The sequence below is a fragment of the Streptomyces dioscori genome (genome assembly GCF_003024195.1).
GTDB lineage: Bacteria > Actinomycetota > Actinomycetes > Streptomycetales > Streptomycetaceae > Streptomyces > Streptomyces dioscori.
The window spans coordinates 167,152-182,598 of record NZ_KZ679054.1 but is presented as its reverse complement, the minus strand read 5'-3'; the positions used below and the strand labels follow the sequence as shown (position 1 = coordinate 182,598).

General features: G+C 72.2%; 12 protein-coding genes. 8 read left to right on the top strand and 4 right to left on the bottom strand.

The genetic code is table 11. The features are described 5' to 3' along the window. A complete protein-coding gene (locus C6Y14_RS35250; protein ID WP_107020940.1) occupies positions 1-717 on the top strand; it encodes a transglycosylase SLT domain-containing protein in 717 nt (238 codons plus the stop codon). Here the strand turns inward: C6Y14_RS35250 and C6Y14_RS35245 are convergent. The 3 genes from C6Y14_RS35245 to C6Y14_RS35235 form a co-directional block, all read right to left on the bottom strand. Then, positions 711-1,592 (bottom strand): HAD family hydrolase, encoded by an 882-nt coding sequence (locus tag C6Y14_RS35245; RefSeq protein WP_107020939.1) that lies wholly within the window; start codon positions 1,590-1,592, stop codon positions 711-713. The genes C6Y14_RS35250 and C6Y14_RS35245 overlap by 7 nt on opposite strands. A gap of 219 nt (positions 1,593-1,811) precedes the next feature. Continuing rightward, positions 1,812-3,020: an FAD-dependent oxidoreductase gene (locus C6Y14_RS35240; protein ID WP_107021021.1), complete on the bottom strand. Its 1,209-nt coding sequence runs from the start codon at positions 3,018-3,020 to the stop codon at positions 1,812-1,814. Positions 3,021-3,167: 147 nt separating this feature from the next. After that, positions 3,168-4,436 (bottom strand): carboxylate--amine ligase, encoded by a 1,269-nt coding sequence (locus C6Y14_RS35235; RefSeq protein ID WP_107020938.1) that lies wholly within the window; start codon positions 4,434-4,436, stop codon positions 3,168-3,170. Positions 4,437-4,630: 194 nt separating this feature from the next. Here C6Y14_RS35235 and fahA point away from each other — a divergent pair, with 194 nt between their 5' ends. The 7 genes from fahA (at position 4,631) to C6Y14_RS35200 (ending at position 13,249) form a co-directional block, all read left to right on the top strand. Next, a complete protein-coding gene (gene fahA, locus C6Y14_RS35230) occupies positions 4,631-5,905 on the top strand; it encodes a fumarylacetoacetase (protein WP_107020937.1) in 1,275 nt (424 codons plus the stop codon). A 358-nt stretch (positions 5,906-6,263) separates the two neighbouring features. Next, complete coding sequence (locus C6Y14_RS35225; RefSeq protein WP_107020936.1) at positions 6,264-7,043, top strand: GntR family transcriptional regulator; 780 nt, start codon at positions 6,264-6,266, stop codon at positions 7,041-7,043. A 48-nt stretch (positions 7,044-7,091) separates the two neighbouring features. Continuing rightward, entirely contained in the window at positions 7,092-7,319 is a 228-nt protein-coding gene (locus C6Y14_RS35220; RefSeq protein WP_010986276.1) for a 4Fe-4S dicluster domain-containing protein, read from the top strand. Between the two features lie 15 nt (positions 7,320-7,334). Next, entirely contained in the window at positions 7,335-8,723 is a 1,389-nt protein-coding gene (locus C6Y14_RS35215; RefSeq protein WP_107020935.1) for an ABC transporter substrate-binding protein, read from the top strand. Continuing rightward, on the top strand, positions 8,720-9,601 hold the full coding sequence (locus C6Y14_RS35210; RefSeq protein ID WP_107020934.1) for an ABC transporter permease: 882 nt from the start codon (positions 8,720-8,722) through the stop codon (positions 9,599-9,601). Before C6Y14_RS35215 ends, C6Y14_RS35210 begins: the two co-directional genes overlap by 4 nt. Beyond that, positions 9,585-10,427 carry an ABC transporter ATP-binding protein gene (locus tag C6Y14_RS35205; protein WP_107020933.1) on the top strand — a complete coding sequence of 281 codons (843 nt, stop codon included), beginning with the start codon at positions 9,585-9,587 and terminating at the stop codon, positions 10,425-10,427. The genes C6Y14_RS35210 and C6Y14_RS35205 overlap by 17 nt, the downstream gene beginning before the upstream one ends. Before the next feature lie 11 nt (positions 10,428-10,438). Then, positions 10,439-13,249 carry a fumarate reductase/succinate dehydrogenase flavoprotein subunit gene (locus C6Y14_RS35200; RefSeq protein WP_404828868.1) on the top strand — a complete coding sequence of 937 codons (2,811 nt, stop codon included), beginning with the start codon at positions 10,439-10,441 and terminating at the stop codon, positions 13,247-13,249. 135 nt (positions 13,250-13,384) lie between these two features. On the opposite strand, the gene recQ is transcribed toward C6Y14_RS35200, so the two are convergent. Next, positions 13,385-15,379: a DNA helicase RecQ gene (gene recQ, locus C6Y14_RS35195; protein WP_107020931.1), complete on the bottom strand. Its 1,995-nt coding sequence runs from the start codon at positions 15,377-15,379 to the stop codon at positions 13,385-13,387. Positions 15,380-15,447: the final 68 nt, after the last annotated feature.

Genomic DNA, 15,447 nt, shown 5'->3' with positions numbered 1-15,447 from the left:
ATGCCCGCACGAGGCAAGCACCGCCGTCCCAGGAACAGCACCCTCACCCGTGGCATCGTCGCCGCCGGCACGGGCGGAGCCGCACTCGCGCTCCCCCTCGTGGGAGCCACCGGCGCCCAGGCCGCCACCCCGGACGCGGTCCCGCAGGTCTCGCTGGTCACCTACAAGGTGGTCCAGGGCGACACCCTGTCCAAGATCGCCAAGGCGCACACCTCGGGCGACTGGAAGAAGCTCTACAAGGCCAACCGCGCGGTCATCGGAGACGACCCGGGGGTCATCCGGCCGGGCCTCAAGCTGACCGTGGGCACCAAGAACGGCGGGACCTCGGCGAAGACGGCCACCGCGTCCAAGGCGTCCACGGCGTCGGCCGTCACCCCGGCCTCGGCGAAGACCTACACGGACGACCTCGACGGCTGGATCAGGCAGTCCCTGGACGTCATGGCCCAGCAGGGCATCCCGGGCACCTACGACGGCATCCACCGCAACATCATCCGCGAGTCGTCGGGCAACCCGCAGGCCATGAACAACTGGGACTCCAACGCGGTCGCCGGTACGCCCTCGAAGGGGCTTCTGCAGGTCATCGACCCGACCTTCTCGGCGTACCACGTGACCGGGACGTCGCTGGACCCCTTCGACCCGGTCGCCAACATCACGGCGGCGTGCAACTACGCCGCCGCGCGCTACGGCTCGATCGACAACGTCTTCGGCGCCTACTGACCGACGCTCGCCCGGGTCCCCGGACCGGCCTGCCGGCCGACACGGGGGCCCGTCCGGCCGGTCCGGTCGCCGGAGAACATGCGCTCCAGGACCACCGCGATGCCGTCGTCCTCGTTCGAGAGGGTGATCTCGTCGGCGACGGACTTGAGTTCGGGATGCGCGTTGGCCATCGCGACCCCGCGCGCGGCCCAGTCGAACATCGGGATGTCGTTCGGCATGTCCCCGAAGGCGATGGTCTGCGCCGACGTCAGGCCCAGCCGGCCGGCGGCGAGGGCGAGGCCCGTGGCCTTCGTGATGCCGCATGGCTGGAGTTCGACGGTACCGGGCCCGGACATCGTCACGGTGGCGAGAGAACCGACCGCTCCACGCGCGGCCGACGCCAACTCGTCGTCGGAGAGCAGGGGATGCCGCAGCAGCACCTTGCTGATGGGCTGGGTCCACAGATCGTCGCGCCGCAGCACCCGTACCGCCGGCAGCGTCGGGTGGGGCATCTCGTAACCCGGCTCGATGAGCGTGAGTCCGTCGACTCCGTCCTGGTCGACGGCCGCGTACACCTCGCCGACCTCCGCCTCGATCTTGCCGAGAGCCACCTCGGCCAGCTCACGTTCGAGCGTGACGGACCACACCATGCGGTCCGCGCCGGCGTCGTACAACTGCGCGCCCTGTCCGCACACCGCGAGCCCCTGGCTGCCGAGTTCGTCCAGCAGCGGCCGTACGCGCGGCGCGGGGCGCCCCGTCACCACGAGGTGCCGGGCGCCTGCCCCGACCGCCATCGCCAGCGCCGCGCGCGACCGGTCCGAGAGGGTGTCGTCGCCGCGCAGCAGCGTCCCGTCCAGGTCAGTGGCGATGAGTGAATATGCAATCGGTGGGGCCATGATCAGAGAATACGGATCGAATCCCCCAGCGACTCGACGGGAACCGGACGTCGTCCGGCACCTCGACCACCCCACGCGTCGTCGCGGGCCCCAGCAGACCCCTGGAGTTCAGGCCGATCCCATGACATATCGGCCACCGTGCCGACCTGATTCACGCCCCCTCCAGACCGCCCGCGTGCGCCCGCGCGCGCTCCCATCGAGCGCGCCCGCGCCCCGGGTTCAGCGGTACCGTGCCGCCAGATGCCGGACCAGCCGCGGCGAGGCGAACTCCGTCCCGCACACGAACCGCATCACCGGTCCGTACGAGGCCGCGGCCGGCAGCCCCGTGAAGTACAGACCGGGCACGGAGGAGCTGAATCCGGCGCCCAGCCTCGGTGTCCCGCGGCTGACGGCCAGCCGTGTCCGCAGCTCATGGCCGAGGAAGTCCATCGCGGCGAGGTCGACGCGGTAGCCGGTGGCGGCGACGATGTGGTCCGCGGACAGTTCCTCGATGCGGCCGCCGAGGGTCCGGACGGTGAGGGCAGGCCGCCCGGCGGTCTCCCCGGAGGCGCGGAGGATCCGCGCCACCTCGCTCACCTGCACCTTTCCCTCGAACCGGTCGCGCAGCCACCAGGCGCCGAGAGGGCCGAGGACACGGCGGACCAGGAAGTGCCTGACCGCCGGGGGCAGATGACGGTAGGGGTGCGGGTAGTAGGTGAGCGCCCACAGCGACCAGGCCCGGCCGAAGGGCGACTCGGGGCGCAGCAGCGGCTGCTGCCACGGGGGCGCGCCGAAGTCGACAGACCTCTTTCCGCGCGCCACCACGCGCACCTGTGCGCCTGTCTCGGCGGCGAGCGCCGCCGTCTCCAGGGCGGACTGGCCCGCGCCGACGACGATCAGTTCCCGGCCGGAGAACCGTGACAGGTCGTGCAGTTGCGAGCTGTGCGAGACCGGACCGGTGGGCGCCGGCCCGTCGGGCGCGGCCACGGCCAGTTCGCGGGGCAGATGCGCGAGCCCGGACAGACCGGTGGCCACGACGACCGCCCGCGTGGTGAACACCTCCCCCGAGTCCAGCTTGAGTTCGAAGCCCCGCAGGTCGGCCCGGCGGTCGACCGAGACGACGCGCACCCGTTCCAGTTCCGGCACGAGCCGCTGCCGGAACCACTCCCCGTACGCGACGAACGTCTCGACCGGGACGATGTCCTCGTCCGTGACCAGGCGCGGAATGCCCGCCGCGTCGCAGTAGTCGACGAGGTCGTGCCCCGGCTGCGGGGCGTCGATGTTCGATGCGGCCGGGGTCGACTTGAGGAGCATCCCCTCGGGCATGTTCGCCCGCCAGCTCACCATGGGTTCACCGAACACCCGTACCGGAATGCCGCGCGCCCTCAGATGCGCGGCGGTGGACAGGCCGAAAGGCCCGGCACCGATCACTGCCACCGGCTCCATCACGAAGTCCCCTCCCCAGAACGCCACTTCGCCATTCCGTGCTTCCGTGCTTCCGTGCTTCCGTGGTCACCCCGCACCCGCCCTCCACGGCTGCGGGCCTACGTCTCCCCCGCTCCCCCGCTCCGCCGGGCCGTCACGGACCGGCCGCGGTCATCGGTGGCCCGGGGCCACGCGGGCGCCGCGACCGTCCCTCCACAGCTGGTACAGATGCTTCGCGCCGGGCCGTACGAAGCGCGCCAGCATCGTGAAGAACGGCCGCAGGTCGTCCGCCGCCAGCCACGCCAGCTCCGTACCGCTCGGGCGGTCGGGAGCGTGCGGAGTCGTATAGCCGCTGCGGCGGTACGCGAGCAGGGCGGGCAGGTCGATGTTCTCCACGATGTAGCGGCGGCCGGCGAGCTGTTCCCCCTCCGGGACGGCCCGGCCGGTCAGATCCAAATGCATGGCGCGGATGACGTCGATCCCCGACTCGTTCTCGAAGAGCCGGAACTGGGCGCCCATCCGCGGATTGAAGTCGAGCAGTTTGTACCGGCCGTCGCGGCGGTCGAAGCGCAGGTCGAGGTCGATGACGCCGCTGAAGCCGATCTGTTTGATGAACCGCGCGGCCAGGTCGGCCAGTTCCGGGTTGTCGACGACGTACGCGTTCGCCGTCATGCCCGCGTGCGGGGGCCAGGAGCGGACCTTGACGCCGGTGAACATCGCGAGCGGCGCCGAGTCCGCGTCGAAGTAGGCGTGCACGATCCAGTCCTCGGCGTCCTCCCGGGGCAGATACTCCTGCAGGATCACGCCGGGCCGCTCGCCCCAGTCGCGGGCGAGCCGTAACAGGCCCTCCTGGGTGGTGATGCGGGTCGTCCCGTGCACGGCGGGCCGCGCGCGGCGCACGAACGCCTCACGGTTCTTGGCCACGATCGGGAACCTCGCCTTCGCCGCGAAGTCCTCGATCTCCCCGTACGACTCCGGGAACGCCGCCGCCGGGCTGGGTACGCCGTGCTCGACGCAGAGTTCGTGCAGTCCCTGTTTGCTGGCCAGGCGCCGGGGCAGCCCGGCCGCCACCCTGGGGAACAGGAAGTTTCCCGTGAGCTCGGCCTGGTGCTCGGCGATCAGGACCGCGGCCTCCTCGTCGGTCGGGACGAGGACCGCGGGGCGGCCGATCCGGCGCCCGACACCCAGCAGCCCCTCGACGAGCCGCTCCGTCCGCTCCGTCCCCGTGGTCGGCCAGACGAACGCGCGCCGCAGATGGCGCGAGACCGCGGCGGGCGTGTATCTGTCCTCGGTGATCGCGTACATCGGGACCCCCAGCCGTCCCAGGCTGCGGATCGCGCCCACTCCGCCGTGATGGAGCGGGTAGTCGCCGAACTTCACGATCAGGCCGGGTACTTCCCGGTCCAGATACAACGGCACGCTGGCAGAGCTTTTGGCCACGGGTCCCCCCACGTGTCCCACACATCCCTGGACCCGGACCCACCCCGTCCGTGCCCCCCTGAAGGAAGCTAAGCCGGAATGAATTACTCCGACCCCACCCTTAATCGGACATTGCGAACTCTTTAGACACTGCCCACGGGCGGCGCCTCCCCGTAACGTGTGCTCCACCCACACGGAAAGCGAGGCAGCACCCCATGCCCCCCTTCGATGTCCCCGAGGGCGATCCCTTCGGCCCGCACAATCTTCCGTACGGCGTCTTCTCCCTGAACAACTCCCCGGACGGCTCCCCTGAGGGCTCCTCCGGCGGCTCCTCGGGCGGCGCCGGTCGCCGGAGTGTGGGCGTGCGGCTGGGCGACCACGTCCTGGACGCGGGGGCCGCCGCGGTGGAACTGGGCTCCCCGTACGCGGCCCTGCTCGCGCGCCCCACGCTCAACCCGCTGCTCGCGGCCGGCCGCACGGCGTGGTCGGACGTCCGGCGGGCGCTCACCGCGTGGGTGACGGTGCCCGCGCACCGCGAGACGGTCGCGCCCCTGATGCACCCGCTCTCCGAGGTGACCCTCCATCTCCCCTTCGAGGTGGCCGACTACGTCGACTTCTACGCCTCCGAGAACCACGCCCGGAACGTCGGCCGGATCTTCCGGCCCGACGCCGAGGACTCCCTCACCCCCAACTGGAAGCATCTGCCGATCGGCTACCACGGCCGGTCGGGCACGGTGGTGGTCTCGGGGACCGACGTCGTACGCCCGTCGGGCCAGCGCAAGGCTCCGGCGGACCCGGCGCCGGTCTTCGGCCCGTCCGTCCGGCTGGACATCGAGGCGGAGGTCGGCTTCGTCGTCGGTACGCCCTCCCCGATGGGCACGCCGGTGGCGCTGAGCGACTTCCGCGACCACGTCTTCGGGCTCTGCCTCCTCAACGACTGGTCCGCACGCGACCTCCAGGCCTGGGAGTACGTCCCTCTCGGCCCCTTCCTCGGCAAGTCCTTCGCCACGTCGGTGTCTGCCTGGATCACCCCGCTCGACGCACTGGAGGACGCCCGGGTCGCGCCCCCCGCGCGCACGCACCCCCTCCTCCCCTACCTGGACGACACGACCGAGGACGCCTCGGAGGACCCCGGCGGCTACGACCTGCGCATCTCCGTCGCGGTCAACGGCCATGTGGTGTCCGAGCCGCCGTTCTCCACGATGTACTGGACGGCCGCGCAGCAGCTGGCCCACATGACCGTGAACGGCGCCTCGCTGCGCACGGGCGACCTGTACGGGTCGGGCACGGTGAGCGGGGCCTCGGACGACGAACGGGGTTCGCTCCTCGAACTGACCTGGAACGGCCGCGACACCCTCGAACTCCCCACGGGCAAGCGAACGTTCCTGGAGGACGCCGACGTGGTAACCCTGACGGCCTGGGCCCCGGGCCCACACGGCACCCGGGTAGGCCTCGGCGAGGTGACAGGCAGGGTGGTGCCAACCGCGTAACCCTTGGGGAAGGCGCCCACCCGGGCGCCCCTCCAGGGGCGCGGGGAACTGCGCGACAAGCCCCCACCGGACCCGCACCCGTGCACGTACCGACCGGCCCCGCCAGGGCCACCCTCAAGGGCCGCCCGCCAGGGCGCCCGTCAGGGGCGCGGGGAACTGCGCGACAAGCCCCCACCGGACCCGCACCCGACGAACAACCCCGCGCCGCCGAAACCCGCACACCACAGCAGCCAGCGCAGTGGCAGATCTTGCCGCACCCCGGGCATAAGCCCAGCTCAACCGCACACCCCGCGGAGCGACCGGTGGCGCAACACTCCAGCAACACCAACTCCCCCACCCCCTGGGTAGGGTCCGACGCATGCCCACCGAACGCATCCGAGACCACGCCGGCCAGGGCGCGACCACCGTCGCCGCCCGCCGGCGCAGGCTGCGTGCGGACCAGGCCAGACAGCTCGCCGACCTGCTGCGCCAGCAGGTGCTGACGGGCGGCTTCCCGGACGGCACGCTGCCGCACGAGACCGCCATAGGCGCCGACTACCGCACCACGCGCAACACCGTGCGCCAGGCCCTCGACCTGCTGCGGGCCGAGGGCCTGGTGGAACGGCTGCCCGGCGTCGGCACGGTCGTCGTCGCCGAGAAGTACCCGCACGGGCTCGACCGGCTGATGGGACTCGCGGAGACCCTGCGCGAACACGGCCGCGTCAGCAACGAGGTCCGCTCGGCCGGCCCCGTCGCCGCACCGGCCCCGGTCGCCGAACGGCTCCGCGTACCCGTCGGCTCCGACGTCCTCTACATCGAACGGCTCCGGCGGCTGAACGGCCTGCCGCTCTCCCTCGACCTCACCTACATCCCGCTCGACCTCGGCACCGCCCTGCTCGGCGCCGACCTGGAGAACACCGACGTCTTCCGCCTCCTGGAAGCCATCACCGGACAGCCGCTCGGCCACGCCGAGATCACCCTGGAGGCCGTCAACGCCGACGCGCACTCCGCGACCGTGCTGCAGGCCCCGCGCGGCTCGGCCGTCCTGATGCTGGAACGTCTCACGCACCTCGCCGACGGCCGGCCCGTCGACCTGGAGTTCATCCGCTTCCGCGGCGACCGCATCACGATGAGCGGTCTGCTGCGCCGCTCGCTCTGACTCCTTCACCCCCTCGCCCGCCTCGGCGGGACTTCCCTGGAGACAGCCATGCCCTTGGCGCCCCAGCGGGCCGACGTGCCCGTGACCATCGACGAGTCGAAGTGCATCGACGGCTGCACGCTCTGTGTGGACATGTGCCCGCTGGACTCCCTCGCCATCGACGAGAGCAACGGCAAGGCCTACATGCACGTCGACGAGTGCTGGTACTGCGGCCCGTGCGCGGCCCGCTGTCCCACCGGAGCCGTCACGGTCAACATGCCCTATCTGCTCCGGTGAGAGGCCCGAACCCCCATGACCTGCAAGAAACGCACGCCCCCGAGGCGTTCCGCGGTCGCGGCCACCGCCGTCGCCCTGCTGCTCCCGCTGGCCGGCTGCGGCGGCGACGCCGAGGCCGGTGACGGCTCCACGGTCACCGTCACCGTCGGCTACCAGTCCAAGACCATCAACACGGTCACGGCGGGCACCCTCCTGCGCTCCCTCGGCTACTTCGAGAAGCAGCTGAACGCGCTGGGCGACGGCAGGACCTACAAGGTGAACTGGCAGGACTACGCGACCGGCGCCCCGATCACCGCGCAGATGACCGCCGGAAAGATCGACATCGGCTCGATGGGCGACTTCCCGCTGCTGATCAACGCGGCCCGCGGCACCCAGCTCGGCCGCCCCACCCGCCTCGTCTCCGTCACCGGCTACAACCTGCGCGGCGGCCTCAACACCATCGTCACCGCACCGGACTCGAAGCTCTCCTCCCTGAAGGACCTGCGCGGCAAGAAGGTGTCGACGAGTATCGGCTCGGCGGCCGACGGCACCCTCGTACGGGCCCTGCAGCGCGCCGGGATCGACCCGCAGGACGACATCGAGAAGCTCAACCAGCAGCCCGCGGTGGGGGCTTCGGCGCTCTCGGCGGGCAGCGCGGACGCGCTCTCGCAGTTCGTCGCCTGGCCCGGCCTGCTCGCCTTCCAGGGCAAGGCGAAAGCCCTCTACGACGGCGCCGAACTGAACCTGCCGACCTTCCACGGGGTCACCGCCCGCCAGGACTTCGCGAAGAAGCGCCCCGCCGTGCTCGAAGCCTTCCTCAAAGCGCAGTCGCAGGCGACGGACTACCTCCACGACCATCCCGTGAGCGCGTCGGAGAAGGTCGCGAAGGCTACCGGGCTGCCCGCCGAGGTCGTCCACCTCTACAACGGCGGGCACGGCATCGCCACCTTCGGCCTGGCACTGCAACCCCGGCTGATCTCCGCCCTGAAGAAGGACGTCGCCGTCCTGAAGTCCGCGAAGCTCGTCGGGGACATCGACGTGGACGCCTTCGTGGACGACCGATACGTCAAGCGCGCGCTGGGCACGAGTGCGTACGCCGAGCAGCTCGCCGCGGCTCCTCCCGCCACCGCGAGCGAGGTGTGGCCCGAGGGCGCCACCGAGACCCGTACCTTCACGTCGCCCTCCGCTCTCCTGCGTCACGTCTCCGCGCACAAAGCCTCCGTCCGTGCCGCGTACGTCCCCGACACCACCACCGGGACCCTCTGGTTCGCCGACAAGGCCGTCTGGGTGGCCGACAAAGACGCGCTGCTGCCGTTCGTCACGGCGGCCGGCGCGCGGGCGTACGCCGCCGGGCACGAGGGCGCGCGCACGCTCCCGTACGCCGGCGCGCTGGCGCGCGCCGCGGACGCTCCGGAGCCGTCGTGAGGGGGCGCACCGGAGCGGCCCGCTATGCGCTGCGCGCCGCCTCCCTCACCACCGCCCTGGTCGCCTGGCAGCTGCTGACCAGCCTGGACGTGGACCTGTGGCTGCGGTTCTCGCAGTTCCCGACCGTCGCCGACGTGGCCCGCGCCTTCGGCGAACGGCTCGGCGGGGACGACTACTGGACTGATCTCACCGACAGCCTCACCCGGATCCTCACGGGCTTCCTCCTGGCAGCCGTCCTCGGCATCGCCACCGGCGTGGCCGTGGCCCGCTCCCGGCTCGCCGAGGACCTGCTCGGCCCGCTCCTCGAAGTGCTCAGGCCGATCCCCGCGATCGCCCTCGTCCCCGTGGCGATCCTGCTGTTCCCCAGCAACGAACAGGGCATCGTCTTCATCACCTGCGCCGCCGCCTTCTTCCCCGTACTGGTCTCCACCCGGCACGCGGTCCGCGCGCTGACCCCCGTCTGGGAGGAGGCGGTGCGCACCATGGGCGGCGGGCGCGGCCGGATCCTCGCCACGGTGGTCCTGCCGGGCGCCCTGCCCGGCATCTTCGGCGGCCTCTCGGTCGGTATCGGCGTCTCGTGGATCTGTGTGATCTCCGCCGAGATGATCTCCGGCCAGTACGGCGTCGGCTACCGCACCTGGCAGGACTACACCGTCGTCGACTACCCCGGCGTCTTCGTCGGCATGGTGACGATCGGCATCCTTGGCTGGCTCACCTCCACGGCCGTGGAACTCCTCGGCCGCCGCCTGACCCGCTGGCTCCCCCGCACGTCGTACGTCCCCGGGGCCCGCGCCAGGACACCCGGCCGCGCCGCTCCGGCGGGCCCCGCCCCCACCGCCGTCCGGCCCGAGGAGGCCCGCGATGAGCACCTCGTCTGAGACCCGCACATCCACCGGACGGGCCCCGGCGGACCCAGCGGCTTCGGCGGCTTCGGCGGCTTCGGCGGCTTCCGTGAACGAGCCCGCGCCGGTACGCGGTACCCGGCTCACCCTCCGTGCGGCCACCCTCGGCCGCCCCGACTCCACCGCCCTGGCCGACGTCGACCTGGACGTCTCGCCGGGCGAGATCCTCACCGTCGTCGGCTCCTCGGGCTGCGGCAAGTCGACGCTGCTGCGCACCCTGGCCGGACTGCTGCCCGCCCTGGCCGGGGCGGTGGAACAGGACGGCCTGCGGATCGAGGGACCGGCGGCCACCCGCGCGCTGGTGTTCCAGGAGGACGCGCTGCTCCCCTGGCTCACCCTGCGCGCCAACGTCGAACTGCCCTTGGCCATCAAGGGCGTGCCGCGTACCGAACGCAGGAGGCAGGCCCAGTCCTGGCTCGACCGGGTCGGACTCGCCGACCGGTCGGGGCAGTTGCCGCACCGCGTCTCCGGGGGCCAGCGCCAGCGCGCGCAACTGGCCCGTGCGCTCGCCCCGCGTCCGCGCGCCGTCCTGATGGACGAACCGTTCGGCGCCCTCGACGCCCAGACCCGCGCCGGCATGCAGGACCTGCTGGTGGAGGTGCTGCACGGCACGGGCGCGACCGTCGTCTTCGTCACCCACGACGTGGACGAGGCCCTGTTCCTCGGGGACCGCGTGGCGCTCCTCGGATCCGGCCGGCTGACCGCCGTATGCGAGGTGCCGCGCCCCCGCGACCGTGCGGCGCACGACGACCCGGCGCGGGCGGCCCTGCGGCGCGAAGTCCTCACCTCCCTCAGCACCTGAAAGGCACCTTGGTGAAAACCCCGGCCGGCCCGGACGCTCCGGGCACCCTTGTGGAGATCCCCGCTCTCGGTGACGCCGAGGAGCTCTCCTGCGACGTCCTCGTCATCGGCGGCGGCACGGCCGGCACGATGGCGGCGCTGACCGCCGCCGAGCACGGCGCCGACGTGCTCCTCCTGGAGAAGGCACACGTACGGCACTCCGGCGCGCTCGCCATGGGCATGGACGGCGTCAACAACGCGGTCGTCCCGGGCCGCGCCGAACCCGACGACTACGTCGCCGAGATCACCCGCGCCAACGACGGCATCGTCGACCAGTCCACCGTCCGCCAGACCGCCACCCGCGGTTTCGCGATGGTCCAGCGGCTGGAGTCGTACGGCGTGAAGTTCGAGAAGGACGAGTACGGCGAGTACGCGGTGCGCCAGGTCCACCGGTCCGGCTCGTACGTGCTGCCGATGCCCGAGGGCAAGGACGTGAAGAAGGTCCTCTACCGGCAGTTGCGGCGGCGCGAGATGCGCGAACGCATCCGGATCGAGAACCGGGTCATGCCGGTGCGCGTACTGACCGACGGCGGGCGGGCGGTGGGCGCGGCGGGCTTCAACACCCGCACCGGGCAGTTCGTCACCGTCCGCGCGGGCGCGGTGATCCTGGCCACCGGCGCCTGCGGCCGGCTCGGCCTGCCCGCCTCCGGCTACCTCTACGGGACGTACGAGAACCCGACGAACGCCGGTGACGGCTACGCCATGGCCTACCACGCCGGCGCGGAACTGACCGGCATCGAGTGCTTCCAGATCAACCCGCTGATCAAGGACTACAACGGGCCCGCCTGCGCGTACGTCGCCAACCCCTTCGGCGGCTACCAGGTCAACCGGCACGGCGAGCGCTTCGTCGACTCCGACTACTGGTCGGGGCAGATGATGGCGGAGTTCGCCGCGGAGGTCGCCTCCGACCGCGGTCCCGTCTACCTGAAGCTCAGCCATCTCCCGGAGGAGTCGATCGCCTCGCTGGAGTCGATCCTGCACTCGACCGAGCGGCCCACCCGCGGCACCTTCCACGCCGGCCGCGGGCACGACTACCGCACCCACGACGTGGAGATGCACATCTCCGAGATCGGTCTGTGCGGCGGCCACTCGGCCTCGGGCGTACGGGTCGACGACCAGGCGCGGACGACCGTGCCGCGGCTGTACGCCGCCGGGGACCTGGCCTGTGTCCCGCACAACTACATGATCGGCGCGTTCGTGTTCGGGGACCTCGCGGGAGCGGACGCGGCGCAGTACCGCGCCCACGAGGACGAGTTGCCGCAGGACCAGCTGCGCGAGGCGCACGAGCTGGTCTACCGTCCGCTGTCCAACCCGGACGGGCCGCCCCAGACCCAGGTCGAGTACAAGCTCCGCCGCTTCGTGAACGACTACGTGGCCCCGCCCAAATCCGGGGCCCGGCTGTCGCTCGCCCTGGAGTCCTTCGAGCGGATGCGCGTGGACATCTCCGAGATGGGCGGGCGCACTCCGCACGAGCTGATGCGGTGCGCGGAGGTCACCTTCATCCGCGACTGCGCGGAGATGGCGGCCCGTGCCTCGCTGGCCCGCACGGAGTCCCGCTGGGGGCTCTACCACGACCGCACGGATCATCCCGCGCGCGACGACTCCTCCTGGTTCCACCACCTCGACCTGCACAAGTCCCCCTCCGGTTCGATGACCTTCACCGCTCGTCCCGTCGCTCCCTACGCCGTCCCCGTCGACGGTTTCGCCCCCGTCGGCGGGGCCTCCCGGCACATCGGCGAGGTCCACCCCGAGGGGGTGGCCACGGCCGGCGCCCGGGACGCGGCGCCGGTCGCCGCCGGGCCGACCACCACCGCGGGGCCCGACATCGACACCGGCCTTCACGCCGGCGCCGGTGCCTCGCCGCGGCTCCTCGACCTTCTCGCCCTCGCCGAGGAGGAGCCCGAACTCGTCGCCGTCCTGCCCTATCTGACCGACCCCGAGCCCGCCGTACGACGGGCTGCCGTCGCCGTGCTCACCGAGACCGCCCCCGTCGGTACGGGTCCCGCGCTGGCCGGTGCGCTCGTCGACGCCGACCGTGCCGTACGCGCCGCCGCCGCGGCCTCCCTGCGCGAACTCGTCGAGACGCTCACACCCGAACCGGCCCTGCGCGAGCCGCTCACGCTCGCCCTCGCCCAGTCCGACCCCGTCGTGCGCGCCGCCGCGCTCGACGTCCTGCGGGCCCTGCGGCTGGGCGACGCCGGTCTCTTCGCTCCCGCGCTGGACGCCCCCGACGCGTCGGTCCGCATCGAGGCGGTCCGGGCGCTGGTGTCGGTCGACGCGGCCGACGCCCTGGCCCTGGCGGCGGCCGATCCCTCCCGGGAGGTGCGGGTGGCCGTGGCCAAGGCGCTGGCCACGGTGGGTCCGGGCGCGGGCGCCGGTACCGGGGCCGGTGTCGTCCTCGATGCGCTCGACCGGCTCACCGAGGATGCGGATGCGCTGGTCCGCGGGGCTGCGTTTGCTGCGCTGGGCGGGACGGGGGGCTCGGCGGGGTCGGCCGCGCGGGCCGTTCTTGCGCTGTCCGACCCCGCGTGGCAGGTGCGGGCCGGGGCCTCCGCCGCGCTGTCCGTGGCGGATGCCGGCGTCGCCGTGCCGGCGCTCGCCGAGGCGCTGGGCGATCCGAACGCGGACGTCCGCAAGGCGGCGGTGCTGGCGCTCGTCCGGCACGCGGGTACGAAGGCCGCCGACGACTCGACCGCGGTGGCCGAAGCCGCGCGGACGGCGCTCGCCGGCGTCTCGTCGGACACCGACGCGGATGTCAGGGCCTACGCGTCACGGGCGTTGTGACGCGCGGGCCGGTGGGGGCTGGTCGCGCAGTTCCCCGCGCCCCTTAGAGGCGGGGGCTTGCCGTTGGGTGTTGGGTGCGGGTGTGTGGGGGTTGAGCGCGCCGTTCCCCGCGCCCCTTAGGGGGCACGGGTGCCCCTATGCGTCCCAGTCCTCCGGTTCTGGTTCTGGTTCCATTTCTGGCCAGTGGAGGTCGGGGTCGCCGTCGCTGCGGCGTGGAGGGGTTGGTTTCTGGGTTGCCGCGGGCTTGTCCAGGGATGCGAGGACGCCGACCACGCCCTCCCCGTACGTCGCCAGTTTCTTCTCGCCGATGCCGCTGATGCCGCCCAGCTCCGGGACCGAGGTGGGCCACAGTGTGGCGATCTCCCGCAGGGTCGCGTCGTGGAAGATGACGTACGCCGGGACTCCCTGCTCCTTGGCCTGGCCCGCACGCCAGGAGCGCAGTGCCTCGAAGGCGGGGAGCAGTTCGGAGGGCATCTCGGCCGCCGCGGCCGCCGCCTTGGCCTTGCGCTCGGCCCGGCCGGAACCGGACGAGGAGGACGAGCCGCGGGACGTCGCCGGCTTCGGCTGCTCCTTGCGCAGCGGCACCTCCCGCTCCCGCCGCAGCACCGTGCCGCTCGCCTCGGTCAGCACCAGCGTCCCGTACGCGCCCTCGACCGCGAGGAGGCCCTGGGCCAGCATCTGCCGTACGACACCGCGCCACGCGCCCTCGTCCAGCTCCTCACCGATGCCGAAGACGGACAGCTGGTCGTGGTCGAACTGGATGACCTTGGCCGTCTTGCGCCCGAGCAGGATGTCGACGATCTGGATCGCCCCGAACTTCTGCCCCCGCTCGCGCTGCAGCCGCACCACCGTGGACAGCACCTTCTGGGCCGCGACCGTGCCGTCCCAGGTCTCGGGCGGGACCAGACAGGTGTCGCAGTTCCCGCATGCCTCGGCCACGTCGTCCTGGCCGAAGTAGGTGAGCAGCTGACCGCGCCGGCACTGGGCGGTCTCGCACAGCGCGAGCATCGCTTCGAGATGCGCGGCGGCCCGGCGGCGGAACGCCTCGTCGCCCTCGCTCGACTGAATCATCTTGCGCTGCTGTATGACGTCGTTCAGGCCGTAGGCCATCCAGGCTGTGGACGGCATCCCGTCACGGCCCGCGCGGCCCGTCTCCTGGTAGTAGCCCTCGACGGACTTGGGCAGGTCCAGGTGGGCGACGAACCGGACGTCCGGCTTGTCGATGCCCATGCCGAAGGCGATGGTCGCGCACACCACCAGGCCCTCCTCGCGCAGGAACCGCGACTGGTGGGCGGCGCGCGTGCCCGAGTCGAGACCCGCGTGGTACGGCACCGCCGCGATGCCGTTGCGGGCGAGGAACTCGGCCGTCTTCTCCACCGAGTTGCGCGACAGGCAGTACACGATGCCCGCGTCGCCCGCGTGCTCCTCCTGGAGGAAGGCCAGCAGCTGCTTCTTCGGGTCGGCCTTCGGCACGATCCGGTACTGGATGTTGGGCCGGTCGAAGCTGGCCACGAAGTGGCGGGCGTCCGGCATGCCCAGGCGCTCGGTGATCTCTTTGTGCGTCGCGTGCGTGGCCGTCGCGGTCAGCGCGATGCGCGGTACGTCCGGCCAGCGCTCGCCGAGCAGGGAGAGCGAGAGGTAGTCGGGGCGGAAGTCGTGGCCCCACGAGGAGACGCAGTGCGCCTCGTCGATCGCGAAGACGGAGATCTTTCCGCGCTTGAGGAGGTCGAGCGTGGACTCCAGGCGCAGCCGCTCCGGCGCGAGGTAGATCAGGTCGAGCTCGCCCGCGAGGAACTCGGCCTCGACCGTGCGCCGCTCGTCGAAGTCCTGCGTGGAGTTCATGAACCCGGCGCGCACGCCGAGCGCCCGCAGCGCGTCCACCTGGTCCTGCATCAGCGCGATCAGCGGGGAGACCACCACGCCCGTGCCGGGTCTGACCAGGGCCGGAATCTGGTAGCAGAGCGACTTTCCGCCGCCCGTGGGCATGAGGACGACCGCGTCCCCGCCGCTCACCACATGCTCGATGACGGCTTCCTGCTCGCCGCGGAAGGCCTCGTAACCGAAGACCCGGTGGAGCGTTGCGAGCGCTTCGCTCTCCGCCACCTCTGTCATCACACCCGTCCCGCCCATCGTCCCGTCCCCCGTACGTCGCGCCTCGACCACTGCGTCCACGATAGGGGTCCGCACCGACAGCGTCG